The organism is Rubrivivax albus (assembly GCF_004016515.1).
In the GTDB taxonomy this organism is placed as follows: domain Bacteria; phylum Pseudomonadota; class Gammaproteobacteria; order Burkholderiales; family Burkholderiaceae_C; genus Rubrivivax; species Rubrivivax albus.
The window spans coordinates 1-19493 of record NZ_SACT01000004.1 but is presented as its reverse complement, the minus strand read 5'-3'; the positions used below and the strand labels follow the sequence as shown (position 1 = coordinate 19493).

General features: G+C 69.2%; 19 protein-coding genes. 18 read left to right on the top strand and 1 reads right to left on the bottom strand.

Annotated features, from left to right (window positions below):
* The first annotated feature begins 4 nt into the window (after window positions 1-4).
* The 18 genes from ENE75_RS13195 to ENE75_RS13110 all read left to right on the top strand — a co-directional run bounded on the left by ENE75_RS13195 (window position 5) and on the right by ENE75_RS13110 (window position 17789).
* Window positions 5-940 (top strand): LysR family transcriptional regulator, encoded by a 936-nt coding sequence (locus ENE75_RS13195; RefSeq protein WP_128198795.1) that lies wholly within the window; start codon window positions 5-7, stop codon window positions 938-940.
* 274 nt (window positions 941-1214) lie between these two features.
* Window positions 1215-2564 (top strand): tyrosine-type recombinase/integrase, encoded by a 1350-nt coding sequence (locus ENE75_RS13190; protein WP_128198794.1) that lies wholly within the window; start codon window positions 1215-1217, stop codon window positions 2562-2564.
* 345 nt (window positions 2565-2909) lie between these two features.
* Window positions 2910-3239, top strand: a complete 330-nt coding sequence (locus ENE75_RS13185) for a hypothetical protein (protein WP_128198793.1) — start codon at window positions 2910-2912, stop codon at window positions 3237-3239.
* 4 nt (window positions 3240-3243) lie between these two features.
* On the top strand, window positions 3244-3735 hold the full coding sequence (locus tag ENE75_RS13180) for a lytic transglycosylase domain-containing protein (protein WP_128198792.1): 492 nt from the start codon (window positions 3244-3246) through the stop codon (window positions 3733-3735).
* On the top strand, window positions 3732-4010 hold the full coding sequence (locus ENE75_RS13175) for a TrbC/VirB2 family protein (protein ID WP_128198791.1): 279 nt from the start codon (window positions 3732-3734) through the stop codon (window positions 4008-4010). The genes ENE75_RS13180 and ENE75_RS13175 overlap by 4 nt, the downstream gene beginning before the upstream one ends.
* 9 nt (window positions 4011-4019) lie before the next feature.
* Entirely contained in the window at window positions 4020-4337 is a 318-nt protein-coding gene (locus ENE75_RS13170; RefSeq protein WP_128198790.1) for a VirB3 family type IV secretion system protein, read from the top strand.
* Complete coding sequence (locus ENE75_RS13165; RefSeq protein WP_128198789.1) at window positions 4334-6790, top strand: VirB4 family type IV secretion/conjugal transfer ATPase; 2457 nt, start codon at window positions 4334-4336, stop codon at window positions 6788-6790. The genes ENE75_RS13170 and ENE75_RS13165 overlap by 4 nt, the downstream gene beginning before the upstream one ends.
* Window positions 6787-7191 carry a hypothetical protein gene (locus tag ENE75_RS13160; protein ID WP_128198788.1) on the top strand — a complete coding sequence of 135 codons (405 nt, stop codon included), beginning with the start codon at window positions 6787-6789 and terminating at the stop codon, window positions 7189-7191. Before ENE75_RS13165 ends, ENE75_RS13160 begins: the two co-directional genes overlap by 4 nt.
* Window positions 7192-7193: 2 nt before the next feature.
* Window positions 7194-8222 (top strand): TrbL/VirB6 family protein, encoded by a 1029-nt coding sequence (locus tag ENE75_RS13155; RefSeq protein WP_128198787.1) that lies wholly within the window; start codon window positions 7194-7196, stop codon window positions 8220-8222.
* 15 nt (window positions 8223-8237) lie between these two features.
* Window positions 8238-8927 (top strand): TrbJ/VirB5 family protein, encoded by a 690-nt coding sequence (locus ENE75_RS13150; RefSeq protein WP_128198786.1) that lies wholly within the window; start codon window positions 8238-8240, stop codon window positions 8925-8927.
* A 13-nt stretch (window positions 8928-8940) separates the two neighbouring features.
* Entirely contained in the window at window positions 8941-9651 is a 711-nt protein-coding gene (locus tag ENE75_RS13145; protein ID WP_128198785.1) for a VirB8 family type IV secretion system protein, read from the top strand.
* Window position 9652: 1 nt separating this feature from the next.
* Window positions 9653-10522, top strand: coding sequence for a TrbG/VirB9 family P-type conjugative transfer protein (locus tag ENE75_RS13140; RefSeq protein WP_199232296.1), 870 nt, complete (start codon window positions 9653-9655; stop codon window positions 10520-10522).
* Window positions 10519-11805, top strand: coding sequence for a TrbI/VirB10 family protein (locus tag ENE75_RS13135; protein ID WP_128198784.1), 1287 nt, complete (start codon window positions 10519-10521; stop codon window positions 11803-11805). The genes ENE75_RS13140 and ENE75_RS13135 overlap by 4 nt, the downstream gene beginning before the upstream one ends.
* The gene (virB11, locus tag ENE75_RS13130) at window positions 11802-12869 is read left to right on the top strand and encodes a P-type DNA transfer ATPase VirB11 (protein WP_128198783.1); all 1068 of its coding nucleotides are present in this window, start codon (window positions 11802-11804) and stop codon (window positions 12867-12869) included. Before ENE75_RS13135 ends, virB11 begins: the two co-directional genes overlap by 4 nt.
* A gap of 2 nt (window positions 12870-12871) precedes the next feature.
* Window positions 12872-14836, top strand: coding sequence for a type IV secretory system conjugative DNA transfer family protein (locus ENE75_RS13125; RefSeq protein WP_128199131.1), 1965 nt, complete (start codon window positions 12872-12874; stop codon window positions 14834-14836).
* A 19-nt stretch (window positions 14837-14855) separates the two neighbouring features.
* On the top strand, window positions 14856-15533 hold the full coding sequence (locus tag ENE75_RS13120; protein WP_128198782.1) for an OmpA family protein: 678 nt from the start codon (window positions 14856-14858) through the stop codon (window positions 15531-15533).
* A gap of 147 nt (window positions 15534-15680) precedes the next feature.
* Window positions 15681-16478, top strand: a complete 798-nt coding sequence (locus ENE75_RS13115; RefSeq protein WP_233259062.1) for an LPD7 domain-containing protein — start codon at window positions 15681-15683, stop codon at window positions 16476-16478.
* A gap of 21 nt (window positions 16479-16499) precedes the next feature.
* A complete protein-coding gene (locus ENE75_RS13110; protein ID WP_128198781.1) occupies window positions 16500-17789 on the top strand; it encodes a DUF1173 domain-containing protein in 1290 nt (429 codons plus the stop codon).
* A 29-nt stretch (window positions 17790-17818) separates the two neighbouring features.
* Here ENE75_RS13110 and ENE75_RS13105 read toward each other — a convergent pair whose 3' ends face one another.
* Window positions 17819-19198, bottom strand: a complete 1380-nt coding sequence (locus ENE75_RS13105; protein WP_128198780.1) for an SNIPE associated domain-containing protein — start codon at window positions 19196-19198, stop codon at window positions 17819-17821.
* Window positions 19199-19493: the final 295 nt, after the last annotated feature.

Sequence of the window (19493 nt, the reverse complement as noted above, 5' to 3'; positions counted from 1 at the left end):
CACCGTGAACGAAAAATCAGGTCAAGAGCGAGACGACGGCGCGCAACGTCTGCGGTTGACGTTGCGCCAGTTGGAGGTCTTCGTGGCCACCGCGCGTGCCGGCAGCACGCGGGGCGGGGCGCAGCGCGTGGCGCGCTCGCAGTCAGCCGCAAGCGCGGCACTGGCAGAACTCGAAGCGGTGCTGGGCGCACCGCTGTTCGACCGCATCGGGCGCCGCCTGGCGCTCAACGACGCCGGCCGTGCGCTCCTGCCTGGAGCGCTCTCGTTGCTGGAGCACGCGGCCGACCTGCAAGGCCTGCTCGACGGCGGCCTGGCGCCGCCGCTGCGCCTGGCCGCGAGCCTGACGATCGGCGAGTACCTCCTGCCGGCCCACATCGCGCGGTGGCGGGCCGCCCACCCCGACAGCCCGGTACAGATGACGGTGGGCAACACGGCCAAGGTGATCCGCGCCGTGGTGGACCGTGATGTGGACCTGGGTTTCGTCGAAGGCCCGCAGACCCATCCCGACCTGCTGCTGCGCCGATGGCTGGAGGACGAGCTCGTGATCGTGGCCGCACCGACGCACGCCCTGGCGGCTCGTACGGCCACACTGCGCCAGCTGGCGGCGGCGGACTGGATCCTGCGCGAGCCAGACTCCGGCACGCGGCAGGCAGCCGACGCCTGGTTGCTGCCTCGCCTGGGCACGCTGCGCGTGGCGTTCGAACTGGGCAGCACGGAGGCCATCAAGCGGCTGGCGGCCACCGGCACCGGGCTGGCCTGCATGTCGCGCCACGCGGTCGCCGCCGAACTGGGGGCAGGCACGCTGGTGGCCCTGCGCACCACGCTGTCGCGTGCGCGCAGGCCACTGTCCGTGGTGATGCGACGGGACCGCCCGCTCGGGCGCGCCACGGCGGATTTCCTTCGGCATGGCCTGAGCGAACCGCACGTCAGCGCCGCCTGAGTGTTGGCACCAGAATGCGACGCCCATCGAACAGGGACCTAGCACTTGCGCGCCAGGTCCCTGTCGAATTTGGTGGGCCCTGTAGGATTCGAACCTACGACCAACGGATTAAGAGTCGGGCCCAGCGGGACTACGCGGGCATGACTGGGACGTCCCAGGACGCCATCCCCGCCGGGGCCAGCAATGGCTGGACTGGCCGGATTGTCCCAGGTTGTCCACCGCCGCACCCTGCGATCTCACGCCGATTCGGACACGGATCGGACACGGAGGTCGCATGCCTGTGCTGACGGTCAAGGCGCTGGACGCCTGCAAACCCAGGGACAAGCCGTACAAGGTCACCATTGAGCGTGGTCTGCAGATGCGCATCGCGCCCGACGGCCAGCGGACCCTGCTCGTGCGCTATTCCGTCAAGGGCAGTGGCGTCGAGCGGCAGGTGAGGCTCCCGAGGACGTACGGTGACGCGCCGCACCAGATGCGCCTGGCCGAGGCACGTGCCGAGGCGGCGCGCATCCGCGCCCTGGCCTACGAAGGCATCGACTGGCGGGCAGAACAGGAAGCTGCCGCGGCCGTTGCCAAGGCAGGAAGCGTGTCCAGCCCGACACCAGAATTGGCGTGCACCACGCTTGCCGAGGCACTACGTGAATACGTTTCCCGCAAGCGCCGCGCCAAGGACGGTCTTGCCCTCAAGGCGCGCACCCGTGCCGAGTACCTGGCCATGGTCGCCGGGCCATCCGTCTCCGCCAAGAACCGGAAGATCGCGCCTGGGCTGCTCCACGGCCTGGCGGACAAGCCACTCGCTTCGATCACGGCCCAGGAGATCCGAAGCCTCTACGACCAGGCATCGGCCACGTCGCCACGCCAGGCGGCCTACGCGATGCAGGTCCTGCGCGCCGTCCTCAGGTGGCACGGCGCGCAGGTGCCGGGCAACCCGCTGGGCGTGGACACGCCGGGCAGAGACCGCATCGTCCTGCCGCCTGCCCGAGGTAGGCCGGCACCGATCCCTCCGGACCGCTTGGCGGCCTGGTGGCGTGCCGCCTCGAACGCACATTCGAAGGTCGCAGCCGATGCGCTGATGTTCCAGTTGCTCACCGGCTGTCGTGGCGTGGAGATCCATGGCAGCAAGAAGCACGGCTATCCACCCATCCGCGTCGCCGATGTCGACATGGGCAGCGCATCGATCACGCTGCTGGACACGAAGAACCGGACCGACCACCGCCTGCTGCTGTCACGCCAAGCGTTCGCCATCGTCAAGCGCCGCATGGTGGGCCTGAAGGCAGACGACCCGCTGTTTCCAGTCTGCGACCTGCGCAAGACCCTGCAATCGATCAATACCCAGGCGAAGGTGCATGTGCTGCCGCATGGCTTGCGGTCTACCTTTGCCTCCATTGCCGAACCACTGGTTCCGGCCAGTGTGCTCAAGCGGATGCTCAATCACTCCGTCGCGGGCGACGTCACGCTGAACCACTACATCGGTCGCAGCGACGATCAGCTTCGGGCGGGCTGGCAGGCCGTCGCGGACTTCGTGGTGCATCAGGCTGGCACTGGCGCGTCTCCGGCCTCACACGAAGGCCAGGGGGCCACGACGGAACTGCGCCAACCGACTGCTGCTGAATCACCGCAGTAAATCAGCGCGGTTCGCAGCAGGCGGCACGCCTAGATTCAGGCCCAGGGTGTTCAACGCGTAGGCCAAGCGGCGCCGGCGCGCAGGGCACCGAAGGGAGGTTCGATGATCCCAACCGGAAACCGCCGAGTCGATGCAAACACTGCATCGAGGAAGCCACGCCGAACTGTCGCGGCGGCAATCACTCTCCTTGCGCTGCTGGTCGTGTCTCCGGCCCATGCGCTTGACGGGTGCCTGGTTCTGCTCTGCCTGGCCGCCCCAAGCTGGTCTGCGATCCCGCAGTGCGTATCACCGGTCAAGCAGCTCTTCCGTGACCTCGCGCGTGGACGCCCGTTCCCAAGTTGCGCGATGGCCGGTGGCGCCAACGGCGCTGGCAACCACTGGGCGTCTGCGCCGGGCTTCTGTCCGCCCCAGTACGTCACGGTGATCGAGGGCGAGAGCGCCCCAACCTACCTCTGCGCCTATGACGGCGCCGTGTCGGTCCAGATCGACGGCCAGCTTTGGGCCCGCACCTGGTGGAGCCTGCGCGGCGGCACGGTGACCGAGTTCACCGCAGCCGCCAAGGCCACGCTAGGCAGCTGGGACACGCGCTTCGATGATGACTACGCCGCGTGGCTGGCCGCGCAGCCGCCGGCGCCACCGCCGCCGCCCGACGATTGCCAAGGCTGTGGGGCGTAGCGCCATGGACACGATCACCCTTTTGAACCTGATCTCGGTGTGCGCACCGCTGGTGCACCCAGCAACGGCCCTCGCACTGGTCCGGGCGGAGAGCAGCGCGAACCCCTGGGCTGTCGGCGTCGTCGGCGGCCGGCTCGACCGCCAGCCGGCCAGCCTGGCCGAGGCGGTGACCACGGCGAGACACCTGACCGACGCGGGGATCCACTTCAGCGCCGGACTGGCGCAGATCAGTCGCGACAACTTCGAACGCCTGTCGCTCGACGTCGCGTCCGCGTTCGAGCCTTGCCGCAACCTCGGTGCCATGCAGACGGTGTTGCTGGAGTGCCTGTCGCGTGCACCTGACGGTTCCACAACGCAGCGGGGTCTGCGGCAAGGGCTGTCCTGCTACTACAGCGGCAACTTCCGAACCGGTTTCGTGCACGGCTACGTGGTCCGCGTGCTGGCCACCGCGAAGCGTCCCGCGACCTTGTCCACCCCCTCGGAGCAGCAACCATGAAGCGACTCATCAACCCTCTGATCCTCCTCGTGGCATCGGCCGGCAGCCGCCTGGCCCTGGCACAGGGTTTCGACCAGATCGAGACCACCGTGCTGAACATCCAGGAGATCCTGATCACGGTGTCCATCGCCGTGGTCACGATCGCGATCATCTGGGCCGGCTTCAAGATGATCTTCCAGGGTGCCCGCCTGGTGGACGTGGCCAACGTCCTGATCGGCGGCACGCTCATCGGTGGCGCCGCGGCGTTCGCCAGCTACATCGTCACGCCCACCTGAGGTGGCCGGATGCAAGCCGAAGTCATCTACAAAGGTGCCACGCGGCCGGCGATGAAAGCCGGGGTGCCATTGACAGCACTGGTAGCGCTGCTCGGCGGTACTGCCTTGGTGGTGCTGTGGGTCGGCACGCTGGTCTCCTGGTGGGTGCTGCCCGGGGTCATGGCCGGTGTCCTGCCCGTGCTGCTGGCCCTGCGCCACATCACGCGCCGGGATGACCAGCGGCTTCATCAGTGGGTACTGACGTTGCGCCTTCGCCTGCGCGACCGGAACCACGGCTTCTGGCGCGCACGCAGCTATGCCGCCTACCCATATCGGCGGGCACCATGAACGCGATCCTGAGCCCCACACGGCTGGCACCGCGCCCACGTCATTGGCAGCGGGCACTGCATGAGAACCCGCTGGAGCGCTTCGTGCCGTATTCGTCTCTGCTGGGAGAACACGAGGTGATGACGCGAGGCGGAGATCTGCTTCGCTGCTGGCGGCTGCAGGGCCTGCCGTTCGAATGCGCCGACGAGGCGTTGGTGGCGGACCGGCACGAAGCCCTGTGCAACCTGCTGCGCAACCTGGCCGGCGGCGTGTTTGCCATCTGGACGCACCGCATCCGCCGGCGGGTGCAGGATCGGCTCGACGACCCACCGGCCCCTGGCTTCGCCCGCGACCTGTCGCAGGCCCACGGCGAGAAGCATCACCGTGCCGGCCAGATGAGCACCGCGCTCTACCTCACGCTGCTGTATCGCCACTCCACCGCCAGCGGCGGCACGGCGCTGCGCCAGCGACAACGTACGCGCGACGAGATCGGCGCATCGGTCGACGAAGCCCGGCGGATCATGGCCGAACAGGCCGCGATGCTCGAGCGGCAGCTTCAGCCGTTGGGACCGAAGGCTCTGGGACTGGTGCAGCGCAATGGCCTGCCCTGCAGCGAAGTGGCGGAGTTTCTGGGATTCCTGGTCAACGGCGTGTGGCAACCCATGCCCGCCCGATCGGGCGCGCTCTTCCGCCAGTTGCCCGCTGTTCGCCTCAACTTCGGTGCCGACAAGCTCGAGATCCGGCATGGCGACGAGCGCCGCTTCGCGGCCTTCGTCGACCTGCAGGAGTACACCGACGCCGTCGAGCCCGGCGTGCTGGACGCGCTCCTCTATGAGGACAGCGAGTTCATCGAGACTCAGAGCTTCTCCATCCTGCCGCGCCGCGAGGCCATGAATGCGCTGACCCTGCAGCGCAACCAGCTGATCGCCAGTGATGACGTGGTGGTGGGCCAGATCGACGCCATGGACCAGGCGCTCAACGACCTGGGCGATGGCCAGTTCTGCATGGGCGAATACCACCACAGCCTGATGGTCTTCGGCAGCAGCGCTCCTGACGCTGGTCGCCGCGCCGCGCAGGCGGCGGGCGCGGTCGGCGAGTCCAGCGGCTTGCAGCTGCGCCCGGTGGACCTGGTGGCCGATGCTGCGTGGTTCGCGCAGATGCCGGGCAACTGGGCTTGGCGGCCACGCCGCGCCCGCCTCACGTCCCGCGCCTTTGCGGCCCTGGCGGCACCGCATGGCTTTGCGCAGGGCAAGCGCGACGGCAACCCCTGGGGCCAGGCCCTGGCACTGCTGCGCACGCCCGGCGGTCAGCCCTTCTACTTGAACCTGCACGCCAGCCCGCCGGACGAGGACAGCCTTGGCCAGAAGCTGCCCGGCAACACGCTCATCGTCGGCTCCACGGGCAGCGGCAAGACCACGCTGGTGAGTTTCCTGCTGGCGATGACGCGCAAGTGGACACCGGCGCCACGGCTGGTGCTGTTCGACCTGGACCGTGGCAGCGAGATCCTGGTGCGCGCACTCGGTGGCCGCTACTTCGCACTCGAGGCCGGCGTGCCCACGGGCTGCAACCCACTGCAGCAGGACGCCACCCCCGCGCGCATCCAGTTCTGGATCACGCTGGTGCGCACCTGCCTCGATACGCCGGCGCTGCCGCTGCTGCCCGCCGACGAACGCGCCATCGCGGCGGCAGTACAGACCGTCGCCGCCCTGCCGACGGCCCTGCGCCGGATGTCGGCGATCCGGCAGAACCTGCCCGTCACCGGCAGCAACAGCCTGCACGACCGGCTGGGGCGCTGGTGCGCCGGCGGTGCGCTGGGCTGGGTGTTCGACGAGTGCGACGACTGGCTCGGCGCCCTCGACGCCTGCCCCGTGATCGGCTTCGACACCACCGCCTTCCTGGACCTGCCCGAGGTGCGCACACCGGTGATGCTGTTCCTGCTGCAGCGCATGGGCGAGCTGATCGACGGCCGGCGGCTGATCTACACGATCTCGGAGTTCTGGAAGGTGCTGGACCACCCAGCCTTTGCCGAGTTCGCCAAGGTCCGGCAGAAGACCATCCGCAAGCACGACGGCCTGGGCATATTCGACACCCAGAGCCCGTCGGACGTGCTGCGCCACGCCATCGGCCGCACGATGGTCGAGCAGAGCGTGACGCAGGTCTTCCTGCCCAACGCAGCCGCCCTGCGCGACGAGTACGTCGAAGGCTTCGGGCTCAGCTCCGCCGAGTTCGAGATCGTCCGCACGCTCGGCGCCCGCGGCGGCCACCCCATGCTCGTCAAGCAGGGTGCCACGAGCGCCATCTGCGAACTCGACCTGCACGGTCTGGACGAGTACCTGCCCGTGCTGTCGGGCACCACAGACAACGTGGCGCTGCTCGATGCCATTCGCACCGAGGTCGGGGACGACCCGGCCGCCTGGCTGCCCCGCCTGCAGCGCGCCGCCCGTGCCCGCCGCCCATCCGGAGTCCGTCCATGAAGTTGCTGTACGTCGCCCTGGCCCTCTATACGCTCCCGGTCACGGGCCCGGCCCAGGTGGTCCAGGGCAACGAGGCGGTTCGCTTCGTCGATGGCGTGCGGAAGGTATCCACACCGCCCCTCCCGAAACGCAGCCCACCGCTGTGCCGCGCCGACGCGCGATGCCATGCCGGCGCCTGGCGCATGGTCGAGGGTGCCGACGGCCTGCGTGAATGCACCGAGCCCTGGGCGCGCCCCGGCACCTGCCGCGCCTCCACCTACGGCACCGAGCGCCTGCGGCGCGTCTGGGTGGCGCAACACCAGGGCAGGTGGCTGCAGTGCCAGTTCCCGGTTCTGGGCAGCCGCTGTGTCGACATGGCTGCACGGCCGCCCGCCAACCTGCCGACCGACGCGGTGCAGTAGCCATGTTCACCTGGCTTGGCACCCAGCTGCACAGCGTGCTCGACGACTACGTGCTGGGCGTCGTCACGGCGCTGGCCGAGGCGCTCGCGCCGGTGGCATTGGCTGCGATGAGCCTGTGGGTCCTGCTCTACGGCTGGGCAGTGCTGCGCGGCGAGGTACGCGACACAGTGCCCAACTTCCTGTGGAACACCACCAAGATCGGCCTCGTGCTGGCCGTGGCCCTGCAGTCGGGCCTGTATGTCGCCACCGTGGCCGACAGCGCCAATGCCCTGGCCAGCGGCGTGGCCGCCACCTTCCTGCCTGACGGTGTGCCAGACGACACCATCGACAGCCCCTTCGCCCTGCTCGACGAGTTCAACGACAACGCGGGCCAGCAGGTGGCCGACCTGATGGCCGAGGCCGGCATCACGCGGCTGGACCTGATGCTGGCGGCCACCGCGTTTTCGATCGGCTCCGTCGCCTTCCTGTGCATCGCCGTCTTCGTGGTGGTGCTGGCCACGGTGTTCCTGAGCTTCGTCATCGGCGTCGGCCCGATCTTCCTGCTCTGCCTGGCCTGGCGGCCCACGCAGCGCTTCTTCGACAGCTGGCTGTCGATGCTGCTGAACGCCGTGGTGCTGACCTGGTTTGCCTTCTTCGCGCTGGGCCTGAGCACCTACGTCGGCCGCGAGATGTTCCTGGCCATCCAGGCCGCGGGCGGCTTCCTGGGTGGTGCGCTGAACGCACTGTCGGAGTCCCTGCGCTACTGCGTGCTGATGCTGGTGATGGCCATCATCTGCTTCCAGGCGCCCACGCTGGCCTCGGCGCTCACCGGCGGTGCGGCCGTGCAACAGGGCATGCAGATGATCCACAACGTGCTGATGCTGGCCGGGCTGCGCGCGGTCAGCACGCAACGTGCGGCATCCGGCGCACTGGCTGGTCCGGGCGGCGGCGGTGTGGTTCGCCCGACCGTACCTGCCGCGGTCGCGGCCGTCGGCGCGGCGGCCGCACGCCCGGCGGCCTACCGGCTTGCTGCCCTGCGCGGGCGGCGCTGATCAGGAGGATCCACCATGTTGTCACGCTGGCTCGCCCTGCCCTGTCTGCTCGTCAGCCTGGGCACCCAGGCCCAGGGCATCCCGGTCATCGACGCGGCCAATCTGGCGCAGACGATCCAGCAGGTGGTGCACGCCATCAGTCATATCGACAACCAGGTGCGCCAGATCTCCCAGCTGCAGCAGCAGATCGACGGCCTCAGCGGCACGCGAAGCCTGGGGCGGATCCTGAACAGCCCGCTGCTGCGCAACTACGTGCCAGCCGAAGCGTTCACCGTACTCAACGCCGTGGATGCCGCCGGCTACGGCAGCCTGTCGGCCACGGCCAAGGCCTTGCGCGATGTAGCCATGGTCTACAACTGCGCCGACCGGCCCGCCGGCGCCGCACGCGCGCGCTGTCAGGCCGAGCTGGCCCAGCCCTACCAGCACAAAGGCCTGCTGCAGGACGCCATGGCCGCCGCGGCCGGGCGCCTGGCGCAGATCGACGGGCTGATGGAGCGCATCGACACCACCACGGACCAGAAGGCCATCCTCGAGATCCAGGCCCGCATCGGCGCCGAGCGTGCACTGCTGATGCACGAGGCCTCGCAGATCCAGATGCTGCAGGCGATGGCCGACGCCGAGGAGCGCATCGCCCGGGCAAGGGATCGCGAACGCCAGCAGGAGATGCTGCGCCGCACCGGCCGCATCTCCGATCATCTGGACTGAGGTGGAGGCCGCCATGGATACCGCCAACCTCTTCCAACGCAACACCGACTGGGAACTCGACCGCGCCGAAATGCTCGCGCGCTCCGAGCGGCGGGCCTGGCACGTGGCCGCTGGCGCCGTCGTGCTGGCCCTGTTGGGGTTGGCAGCCGTGGCCGTGCAGGGCCCGCTGCGGCAGGTGGTGGGCATTCCTATCGTGGTGGACCGCCAGACCGGCGAGACCACCATCCAGCAGCGCTTGTCGGAAGAGACGGTGCCGATGCACGATGCGCTGGACAAGCACCACCTGGCGCAGTTCGTGCGCGCACGCGAGGGCTACAGCTGGTGGTGGCTGCAGCGCGACTACGACCAGGTGGCGCGCATGGCCGTGCCGGCCGTCTTTGCGCCTTACCAGCGCCTGTTCGATGGCGATGCGGGCCTGCACAAGCGCCTAGCCAGCCACGAGGAGTGGCGCATCGAGATCGTGAGCGTACGCCTGGCGCCGGGCGGCCGGCAGGGCAACCGCGGCGAGGCGATCGTCACCTACGACAAGCGCATCTCCCGGCCCGATCGCAGCCTGCCGGACCAGAGCAGCCGGCACGTGGCCAGCGTGGTCTACGACTACCAGCCCCGCGTGCTCACACGCGAGAAGGACCGGCTCGAGAACCCCTTCGGCTTCGTCGTGGTGGCCTACCGCAGCGACCCAGAGATCGGCGGCGACGCGGTCGCCACCGCGGGGAGGCCATGACATGCGCGGCATCCCGTGTCTGCTCGCAGCCCTGGTCGGGGTCCACGCCATGGTAGGCACAGCCGGCGTCCCTGCCGATGACCGGATCGTCTTCCTTCCGTTCCGCGACGCCGCCGTCATCGACGTGCGCGTACGAGCTGGCGTCGTCACCCTGATCGAACTGCCGGCCGACGAGCGTGTGCAGCAGGTGGCCACGGGCCAGGGCGCGGGTTGTGAGCGTGGCACCGCCGCCTGGTGCGTGACCGTTCAGCGCGACGACCGCCGGCTCTTCGTGAAACCGCTGTCGACGACGCGGGAGCCCACCAACCTCACGGTGGTGACCGACCGGCGCGTGCATACTTTCCGGCTGCTGCCGTTGCCGGCTGGTGAGCGCGCCGTTCCGGTCTACCGCCTGAGCCTGTGGGTCGAGTCGGAAGCCCCGCCCGCGGACCGTCCCAATGCGACGCCATTGCCCGCGGCCACCATCCAGCCGGACCCGGTGCGTGCCATGCGAGCGTACATGCCGACGGCACCGGACGTGGTGAACAGCGCCTACAGCCTGGCCGAAGGCGAACACGGCACCGACATCGTGCCGTCCCTGGTGTTCGACGACGGTCGATTCACCTACCTGCGCTTCGCGGCCAACCGCGAGGTGCCCGCGGTCTTCCACGTGCTCGACGATGGCAGCGAGACGCTGGTGAACAGCCGCATGCAGGGTGACCTGCTGGTGGTGGACCGGGTCAGCCGCCGCCTGATGCTGCGCGCCGGTCCGGCGGCCGTGGCGGTTTGGAACGACGCCTTCGACGCCGACGGCAGGCCGCCGGAGGCCGGCACCACGGCCGCCGGCCTGGCGCGCGTGCTCCGGCAGCGCCGCGAGGAGGACACGCCATGAACGAACCGCACACCCTTGGCGAAGCGCCCCTGGCCCTGGACGGCGAGACCGGCCTGCCGGATCTGACGCAGCCGCGCCGTCACGGCATCGCTTGGAAAGGCATCCTGGCCGTCGTGATGGCCGCCGGCTCGCTGGCGACAGTGGCCGTGCTGTCGCTGCAAAAGTCCCTGCGCCCCGACGCGAGCGAAGAGAACACGCCGCGCCAGGCCCAGCGGCCCACATCGTCCGGGACGGAACCGCGCCGGCTCGACCTGAGCGCTGCGCACGCCACCACCGCTTCGGCGCCCGCCTATCGCGTGCCGGCCATCGAACCGTTGCCGGACGACGCGGCGCTGCCTGCGCCCATCGACGTTCACATGGATGGCGAGCGCGGCAATGCTGCCAAGCGCCGATCCAAGGCCGTGTCCCCCGTCGACGCGCCGCCGATAGTGCCGCTGGCCGGGGGCACGGTGCCAGCGGACCGCACCAGTGCGCCAACCAGCCCGGACATGCTGGAAGGCACGCGCCAGAACCTGCAGCGCTATCAGCAGCAGCTGCAAGGCACGCTCGACAAGCTGCTTGCCCCGCGTGCGGCATCACCCGATCCGGAGCCCAACCCCGCAGACCCTCACGCCGGCCCCGCGCTGCCAACCGTACTGTTCGGTGGCCAACTTTCGGCCAGCAGCACACCGCGCGCCCAGGCCGCCCAGCTGCACCGCCGCAGCCTGCTGCTGCCCAAGGGCACGGCCTTCACCTGCGTGCTCAAGACCCGGATCATCAGCGCCGCGTCGGGCCTGGTGAGCTGCCAGACGCAGCGCAACCTCTACGGCGACGACGGCCGCGTGCTGCTGGCCGAGCGCGGCAGCCATCTGGACGGTGAGTACCGTATCGGCAGTGTGCGGCCCGGCATGGTGCGCATCCCCGTGCTGTGGACACGGCTACGGACGCCCGAGGGCGTGACCGTGGCGCTCGACTCGCCCGGCACCGGCCCGCTGGGCGAAGCCGGCATCGACGGCCATGTGGACCGGCGCTGGGGCGAACGCATCGGCGCCGCGATGCTGCTGTCGGTGATCGACGACTCGGTGAAGCTGGTGATCCAGCAGCAATCGGCCTCGAGCGACGGCGACACCGTGATCCTGCCGTCCACCACCGCCAACACCAGCCGCCTGGCCGAGAAGGTGCTGGAGAGCACGATCAACATCCCGCCGCTGATCTACCAGAACCAGGGCGCCATCGTCGGCGTGCTGGTCGCCCGCGACCTGGACTTCTCACCCGTGTACGCGCTGGAGGCCACGGCACCATGAGCGAGCCGGTCTGCACCTGGCGCGGCGAGGCCACCTCGGTGCTCGCGCTGCTGCAGCCGCTGCAGGCGGCACTCGCCGACCCGGCTGTCATCGAGGTCTGCGTGAACCGGCCCGGCGAGATCCTGACCGAGACCCTGGCCGGCTGGCAGGCCCACGCCGCACCCGCCTTGACCCTGCCACGCTGCCTGTCGCTGGCCACGGCCCTGGCCACCTACACCGACCAGGCCATCTCCGCCGAACAGCCACTGCTTTCGGCCACGCTGCCGGGTGGCGAGCGCGTGCAGGTGGTCGTGCCGCCCGCGGCACAGCGCGGAACGGTCTCCATCACCGTGCGCAAGCCGTCGCACGCCATCAAGCGGCTGGCGGACTTCGAGCGCGATGGCCTGTTCGCGCGCACGGCCACCGTCGGCCACACCGCCACCGCGCCGCTGCTCCCGTTCGAGCACCAGCTGGTGGCCCTGAAGGACGCGCACCGCTACGCCGAGTTCCTGCGCCTGGCCGTGCGTCACCAGCAGACCATCGTCGTCAGCGGCAAGACCGGCTCCGGCAAGACCACCTTCATGAAGGGCCTGATCGAGGAGGTGCCGCGCCACGAGCGGCTGATCACGATTCAGGACACGGCCGAGCTCACGCTGCCCAACCACCCGAACGTGGTGCACCTGTTCTACAGCAAGGACGGCCAGGGCAAGGCCGCCGTGAGCGCGCGCACGCTGCTGGAAGCCTGCCTGCGCATGAAGCCCGACCGCATCTTCCTGGCCGAGGTGCGCGGCGAGGAGTGCTTCTCCTTCGTGCGCCTGGCCGCGTCGGGCCACCCGGGCAGCATCACCAGCGTGCACGCAGGCACCTGTGCGCTCGCCTTCGAGCAGATGGCGTTGATGATCCGCGAGAGCGGCGCCGGCGGTGGCCTGCGGCTGGGCGAGATCAAGTGGCTGCTGGGGGTGGTGGTCGACGTGGTGGTGCAGTTCGACCGCGACGAGCGTGGCCGCTTCGTCAGCGAACTGCAGTACGAACCCCGGCAGCTGCGCCTGGGCCGCTGGGACGAGCAGACCGCGGAGGCCGCGTGAGCATGGCCGTTGGCGGCACCTCCTGGCGCGCCTGGCCACTGGGCCGGCGCGCGGCCGCCTTCGCGTTCCTGGTCTTCTGCGCCACCGCACTGGGCGCCGCGGCCCTGTACCTGGCCGGCGTGCTGTTCCTGGTGATCAACAAGGCCAGCCCGCGCCATGTGGAACTGACCAGCGTGCTGCACTACTGGCAGCGCTACGGCACGCACCCGCTGCAGCGCAAACGGCTGCTCGCGGCCTCGGGGCTGGCCGGCGGTGGCTTGCTGGTGGTGCTGCCCGCGGCGCTGGTCATCGCCGCCCGGCCGCGCCGGCCACTGCATGGCGATGCCCGGTTTGCCAACACCGCCGAGGTGCAACGTGCCGGTCTGCTGGGCGGCGCACCAGGGCCGGCCATTTTGGTGGGCCGCTTCCAAGGCCGCTGGTTGGCCCAACCAGGGCAGCTGTCGGTGCTGCTGTCGGCACCCACGCGCAGCGGCAAGGGCGTGGGCGTGGTCATCCCCAACCTGCTCAACTGGCCGGACTCGGTGGTGGTGCTCGACATCAAGGGTGAGAACCACGCCATCACCGCCGGCTACCGGGCCGCGCACGGCCAGGCGGTGTATGCCTTCTCGCCGTTCGACGACGAGGGCCGCAGCCACCGCTGGAACCCGCTGTCGTCGGTGCGCCCAGACACCCTGCACCGCGTGGGCGACCTGCTGGCCATCGGCCAGGTGCTGTTCCCCAACGACGGCGGCGGCACCGCGTCGGAGGCCTTCTTCAACGACCAGGCACGCAACCTGTTCCTGGGCCTGGGCCTGCTGCTGCTGGAGACGCCGGCCCTGCCACGCACCATCGGCGAGATGCTGCGCCAGTCGTCCGGCCAGGGCCAGGCGTTGAAGGACCACCTGGCCGGCACGCTTCAGCAGCGGCGCGATGCGGGCCAGCCCCTGTCCAACGAGTGCACCGACGCCCTGCAGCGCCTGCTGTCCAACTCCGAGAACACCCTGGCCAGCGTGGTGGCCACCTTCCACGCGCCGTTGACGATCTTTGCCGACACGGTGGTGGACGCCGCCACCAGCGCCGACGACTTCCGCCTGGACGACGTGCGCCGCCGCCGCATGTCGGTCTACGTACGCGTGCCACCGCACCGGCTGGCCAGCGCGCGGCCGCTGCTGGCGCTGTTCTTCTCACAGCTGGTGAACCTGAACACGCGGCACCTGCCGCAGCAGGACGCCGGCCTGAAGCACCAGTGCCTGCTGGTGCAGGACGAGTTCGCGGCCCTGGGCCGCGTGAGCGCCATCACCCACGCCGCCGCCTTCCTGGCCGGCTACAACCTGCGGCTGCTGACGGTGGTGCAGGCCATGTCGCAGCTGGACGCCGTGTACGGCGAGAAGGAAGCGCGCAGCTTTGCCACCAACCACGGCCTGCAGATCCTCTTTGCGCCGCGCGAGCAGCGCGACGCCGACGAATACAGCGCGATGCTGGGGCACTTCACGCAACGCGCCGCGTCGCGTGGGCGCAGCCGGTCGTTCAGCGTGCACGGCCAAAGCACTGTCAGCCACAACGAAAGCGACCAGCGCCGCGCCCTGCTGCTGCCACAGGAGTTCAAGGAACTGGGGCGCGACCGGCTGGTGGTGATCGCCGAGAACTGCAAGCCCATCCTGGGCGAAAAGATCCGCTACCACGACGACCCCGCGTTCCAGCCCCGTCTGCTGCCCGCGCCGGCCGTGCCGGCCATGGACCTGGCGTTGCACCGCGCCCGCGTCGACCAGCGCTGGCGCTCGGTGGAAGACCTGCCGGATGACCGCGCGCTGGGGATGGATGCCTTGGCGCACGACCTCTCCGCCTTGCCGGCCGACCTGACCGGCAGCCCCGCCGCCCTGGCCGACGCACTGCTGCGCTTCTTCGACGACGGCCCCGCGCCCGGCGGCGCCCTGGAACCCGTGCCGGACGGCGACGGCGTGCTCAGCGCAGAGCCGGCCATGGCCTGACGACCCTGGAGGACATGCTATGCGCACGCGCCCCTACCTGCCCCACACCGCCGCGGCCACGTTGCCCTGGCTGCTGTGGCTGGCCTCCTGCAGCAGCCCGCCGCCCAGGCCGCCCCAGGTGGACGAGAGCCTGCGGCGCCCGGCCAACCACGCCGACACCCTGGCACTGCATCAATGCCAGGCGCAGCTGCAAAGCCAGCGTGACGAAACCGCCGAGTGGCGCCAGACCGCCGAACGGCGCGGACAGCAGATCCTGGCCCTGCAGCAGGCAGACCTGGCACGGCAGGCCGCGGCACTGGCCGCCGAGGCCGACCGCCCGCAAGCCGCTGCCAACACAATGCACACGCTGCAGTTCGCCTACGGCAGCACTCAGGTCTCGCTGACGCGCGAACAAGCCTCGGCCTTGCTGCCTGACGCACGGCAGGCACCGCTGGTCGTGCTGCGCGGCCGCACCGATGGCACGGCCGACACGCCTGGCGAGAGCCGCATCGCCCGCGAGCGCGCCGCCGCCGTGCGCGACCTGCTGGTGGGCGCCGGCGTGGACCCACGGCGCATCCGCACCACGCACCAGCCGAGCGGCGACCACACGGCCGACAACACCACGGCGGGTGGCCGCGCACTCAACCGGCGGGTGGAGGTAGAGATCTATCGGGCAGCGCCAGTATCCGCCCAGCCTACCCGGCAGCTGGCGGACTGAACGAACCCGGAGGACACCATGGACGACGATCGCAGCAGCAGCAGACGTAGCGCAGGGGAAGCCGTCCGCACGCAGGGCGGCACTGTCGAGCCCACCAAGCCACCAGGCACCGCGCCTGCTCGACGAGCCGCCCGAGACGCAGTTGGCATGGAGCTGCCTGGCCCGGCAAGCACCGGGGCGCCGGAAGCAACTGCGGCATCGACACTCGTCAAGTCGGCAGCCACCAGGCCCCGCAAGACCAGCGCAATCAGCGTCGAGCAGGCCACGCACCTGGCCCGGCTCGAGGACGCACTGCGTGACCGCTACCTGATCCGGCACGCGCCAGTGACCGTGGCCGACGTCACCGTCGGCCAGACCGAGTACCGCTTCCGCGGCGACAGCACGCGCATCGCGTTCACCGAGTCGTCGTTCCGGCTGGCCACCGACACCAACAGCCCGTCAGTGGCCCGGTCCATGGTGGACGTGGCCGAAGCCCGGCGATGGACCGCGCTGCGCGTGTCCGGCCACGAGGACTTTCGCCGCCTGGTGTGGCTGGAAGCCTCGGTGCGCGGCGTGCGCCTCCTTGGCTACGAACCCACGGTTGCCGACCAGGCGCTGCTGCAGCGGGAGCGCGACGCACGCCAGGTCAACCGCATCGAACCGGCGCGCGAGGCCGCTGCGGCGGCCACCGCCACCACAGACAAGCCCACCGGCCGCGGCAGCGGCGGGCGCAAGGCCGTGCTGGCCGCCATCGAGGCGGTGCTGTTGGCGCGCCGCGTGCCCGAAAAGCAGCGGCAGGCGGTCCTGGCCGCTGCCACGGAACAGCTCGCGCAGCGCATCCGTACTGGCCAGGTGCCCAAGGTCAAGGTCTACGACCCGGCAGCGCCGTCACGGCGACCCGCCGTCACGCCCAGCCTGGAACCGTTGCGTTCGCGCGAGCGTCCGGCACCAGCGCTCGCACGATAGCGGGCGGACCCGGACGACAGGATGTCGGACCAGGCGCTCGTGCCACTGGCCTACGAGGTCGACGGGCGACAACTTCACGCGGATGCGCCGGGATTCGGCCAGGCGATCGCCGAATGCCAGGCGAACGGCCATCGCCCTCGCTGCCTGTGCCAGGCCCACGGCGCCCCCACGTACGTGGCTCGCCTGGGAACCGGCCACATCGTCAAGCGCATGCCCGGCACCGGCCACCAACATGCGCCCGCCTGCCCCCACTACGCGCCGCCGGACGACGGCTCTGGACTGGCCCCATTGCTGGGCAGTGCCATCAGCGAGGATCCCGCCACCGGCTGCACCACCCTGAAGCTGGACTTCGCGCTGACGCAATTGGCCGGTCGGTCAGCTGCCCCGGCCACCGGCGAAGGCGGTGACAGCGCTCGCACGCGCGGCCCCAGGCTGTCGCTGCGCGGGCTGCTGCACTATCTGTGGGACCAGGCGGAACTGACGCGCTGGCACCCGGGCTTCGCCGGCAAGCGCAACTGGGCCATCGTGCGGCGGCACCTTCTGCAGGCCGCACAACAGATGGTCGTGAGCGGGCATGCGCTGGCGCCGCAGGTCTACGTGCCCGAGCCGTTCAACGTCGAAGGCCGCGACGCCATCAACGCGCGTCGCCTGGCGCAGTGGCAGCGTGCGCTGCCCATGCCGGGCCGACCGCAGAGGCTGATGCTGCTGATTGGCGAGGTGAAGGAGATCTCGCGCGCACGGTACGGCTACAAGGCCATCGTCAAGCACCTGCCCGACCAGGCGTTCATGCTCGACGACGCGCTGTACCGGCAACTGGGGCGTCGCTTCAGCGCCCAGCTCGAGCTGTGGGCGACTGATGACGAAGTCCACATGATGATGGCTGCGACGTTTGGGCTCAACGCCGCAGGTGCACCTGCCATCAGTGAGCTGTGCCTGATGCCGGTGACCTGGCAGTGGTTGCCCGTGGCGGACAGCTTCGATGGTCAGCTGGTCGCGCACCTTGTTGAGCAGGGTCGAAGTTTCATCAAGGTTCTTCCCTATGGTCTCGGCCACGAGCTCTTCACTGCCTCGGCGACACTCACCGACTGCGGTGTCAATGCGCCGACATTGCACATCGCCCGCGATCGGTCCGATGTCCAGGTCGAGACTGCCGACGGTCGGGGGGGTGGCAAGCAAATCGAGTGGGTCTGGCGGGCTGCGGCAACGCCCGTACCGTGCCTCCCTCGCGCAACGCCCCATGCTCACCGCGCCCGGCTGGCCCCAGCACCACCAGGAGAGGCAAAGCTACAAGGCACATTGCAGCAGCCGTGACGAGTGACGGCCTCGAGCGGTAAGGGACGCTAAGTGTGCGCGGCTGAGCGCTCAGCCTGCTGAATCTCGGGCTTGGGCATGGCCATGCGGAGGCTCTCGCGGTACTGCTCCGCTGCGGCCTCGTGGGTCACCTCAACGACCGCGTCGTAGTTCGCGCGGATGACCTCTTCAATCTCCGCGATGTCGGCCCGGAAAAACTCCTTGCGGCCGTTGACCTTGTTCAGTCGCCCGGACGCAAAGCGCTCGTGCAGCTTGGCCTCGAGTGCAGGTGCATTCTCCGAGAAGACCAGCGCGTGCACGTCGAACCAGAACGGCACCGAAGCATCGCCCAGCTCGTCAATGCGTTCCATGGGGTCCAAGCGCCGGGTCATACCAATCTTGTAGACACCCTCGCCGAACGCCCCGATGTTGGAGATGACGTAGACGTACCCGGCCTTGGCATTCTGCTCACGGTAGTCAATGAGCTTCTCCTCGTTGTCGAGTTCGGCCTTGCCAGTCTCGACCTCGGCGATCTTGAGCAGCAGGGCTGCACGCTCCTCCTCGCTTGTTGCCCTCTCGAGCCGGACGTTCAGGTCGCGCAAGGCCGTAGTGAAGTGCTTCCGCTCCTTGGCAATCTTCTCTCGCGCCGCCCGAATTTCTTGTTCCAACTTCGCCTGTTCCCGGAGTTCCTCCCGAACACGCTTGGCCTCTTCCTTCTCCTCTTGCTTCTTTACTTGGTACTCGTGCGCCAGACGGAGCTCATCGAGTTTGAGGTCAAGGTATTCGTCGGCCAAGCGCACAGTCATGACCCGTCCGAGCTTGTTGCACGCCTCAAACGACTTACGGATGCGCTTTTCCCCGAGCTCGATGTTGTCAAACTTGACGTTGTCCACGCAGACGTCGCACTCGTTGTTGAACGAGCGCAGGACAAGCTTCATCATGTCGTTGACCAGCTTGCGGCCTTCCGCCTTGCTGCCATTGACCTCCCACGCCAGGTTTCCGGTCGCCGCCGTGCCACCTTTGACCATGGCCTTCTGGCGCTCCCTGCAGGTGTCGAGGCGAGTCTTGTACTCGTGGCTCGCTGTAAGCTTGAACTTTGGCTCGTAGAGGGCGAAGCTCTCCAGCAGCAACGTCTCCTCGACCACGAGTACCTGGTTGCGCAGCTCGGCCAACTGGTTTCGCAGGCTAGCAAGCTCTTGTGTGGTGGCTTTGACCTGCTCGCGTACGGCCTCCAGGCCTGCCTGTTCCTGCTCGACCAGACGCCTGACATCCTGGACCTCCATGGCTCCATACTTCTTTGCCAGCGCCTGCATCTGCCCATAGCGGTCCTGAAGTTCGTTCAGCTGACGCTTCAGTTCCTCTCGTTGGCACTTCAGATCTTCGGCGTCACGTTTGTAGGACGGGCCATTTAGATAGTCACTGAACGCCATAGAGTTCCTCCGCTGCTCTTGACCGCGCCCGCGAACGATAGCCGGCTTGGGCACTGCCTGAGTTCAAGCTTAGCGTGGACACATCTGCCGTGCCCATGACGAATTCCGGCGGCGCAACGGCCTCTTCGCAGCGGTTGCGGTCGGTGGTCGCCGCCGCCTCGACGTATGGTTGTCAACGCCGAAGTAAATCTGACCCACTTTGCCGGGTTGTCGCCGAAGTAAATCTGACCCACCCAGGCACGATGGATCGCGCTGCTCGGACGCGCAGGGCGTAGCCCGAAGCGGCCGAGCAGCG

Coding starts and splice junctions, on each gene's coding strand:
- ENE75_RS13190 (WP_128198794.1), top strand. CDS start 1,215: ATGCCTGTGCTGACGGTCAAGGCGCTGGACGCCTGCAAACCCAGGGAC.
- ENE75_RS13185 (WP_128198793.1), top strand. CDS start 2,910: ATGGCCGGTGGCGCCAACGGCGCTGGCAACCACTGGGCGTCTGCGCCG.
- ENE75_RS13180 (WP_128198792.1), top strand. CDS start 3,244: ATGGACACGATCACCCTTTTGAACCTGATCTCGGTGTGCGCACCGCTG.
- ENE75_RS13175 (WP_128198791.1), top strand. CDS start 3,732: ATGAAGCGACTCATCAACCCTCTGATCCTCCTCGTGGCATCGGCCGGC.
- ENE75_RS13170 (WP_128198790.1), top strand. CDS start 4,020: ATGCAAGCCGAAGTCATCTACAAAGGTGCCACGCGGCCGGCGATGAAA.
- ENE75_RS13165 (WP_128198789.1), top strand. CDS start 4,334: ATGAACGCGATCCTGAGCCCCACACGGCTGGCACCGCGCCCACGTCAT.
- ENE75_RS13160 (WP_128198788.1), top strand. CDS start 6,787: ATGAAGTTGCTGTACGTCGCCCTGGCCCTCTATACGCTCCCGGTCACG.
- ENE75_RS13155 (WP_128198787.1), top strand. CDS start 7,194: ATGTTCACCTGGCTTGGCACCCAGCTGCACAGCGTGCTCGACGACTAC.
- ENE75_RS13150 (WP_128198786.1), top strand. CDS start 8,238: ATGTTGTCACGCTGGCTCGCCCTGCCCTGTCTGCTCGTCAGCCTGGGC.
- ENE75_RS13145 (WP_128198785.1), top strand. CDS start 8,941: ATGGATACCGCCAACCTCTTCCAACGCAACACCGACTGGGAACTCGAC.
- ENE75_RS13140 (WP_199232296.1), top strand. CDS start 9,653: ATGCGCGGCATCCCGTGTCTGCTCGCAGCCCTGGTCGGGGTCCACGCC.
- ENE75_RS13135 (WP_128198784.1), top strand. CDS start 10,519: ATGAACGAACCGCACACCCTTGGCGAAGCGCCCCTGGCCCTGGACGGC.
- virB11 (WP_128198783.1), top strand. CDS start 11,802: ATGAGCGAGCCGGTCTGCACCTGGCGCGGCGAGGCCACCTCGGTGCTC.
- ENE75_RS13125 (WP_128199131.1), top strand. CDS start 12,872: ATGGCCGTTGGCGGCACCTCCTGGCGCGCCTGGCCACTGGGCCGGCGC.
- ENE75_RS13120 (WP_128198782.1), top strand. CDS start 14,856: ATGCGCACGCGCCCCTACCTGCCCCACACCGCCGCGGCCACGTTGCCC.
- ENE75_RS13115 (WP_233259062.1), top strand. CDS start 15,681: ATGGAGCTGCCTGGCCCGGCAAGCACCGGGGCGCCGGAAGCAACTGCG.
- ENE75_RS13110 (WP_128198781.1), top strand. CDS start 16,500: ATGTCGGACCAGGCGCTCGTGCCACTGGCCTACGAGGTCGACGGGCGA.
- ENE75_RS13105 (WP_128198780.1), bottom strand. CDS start 19,198: ATGGCGTTCAGTGACTATCTAAATGGCCCGTCCTACAAACGTGACGCC.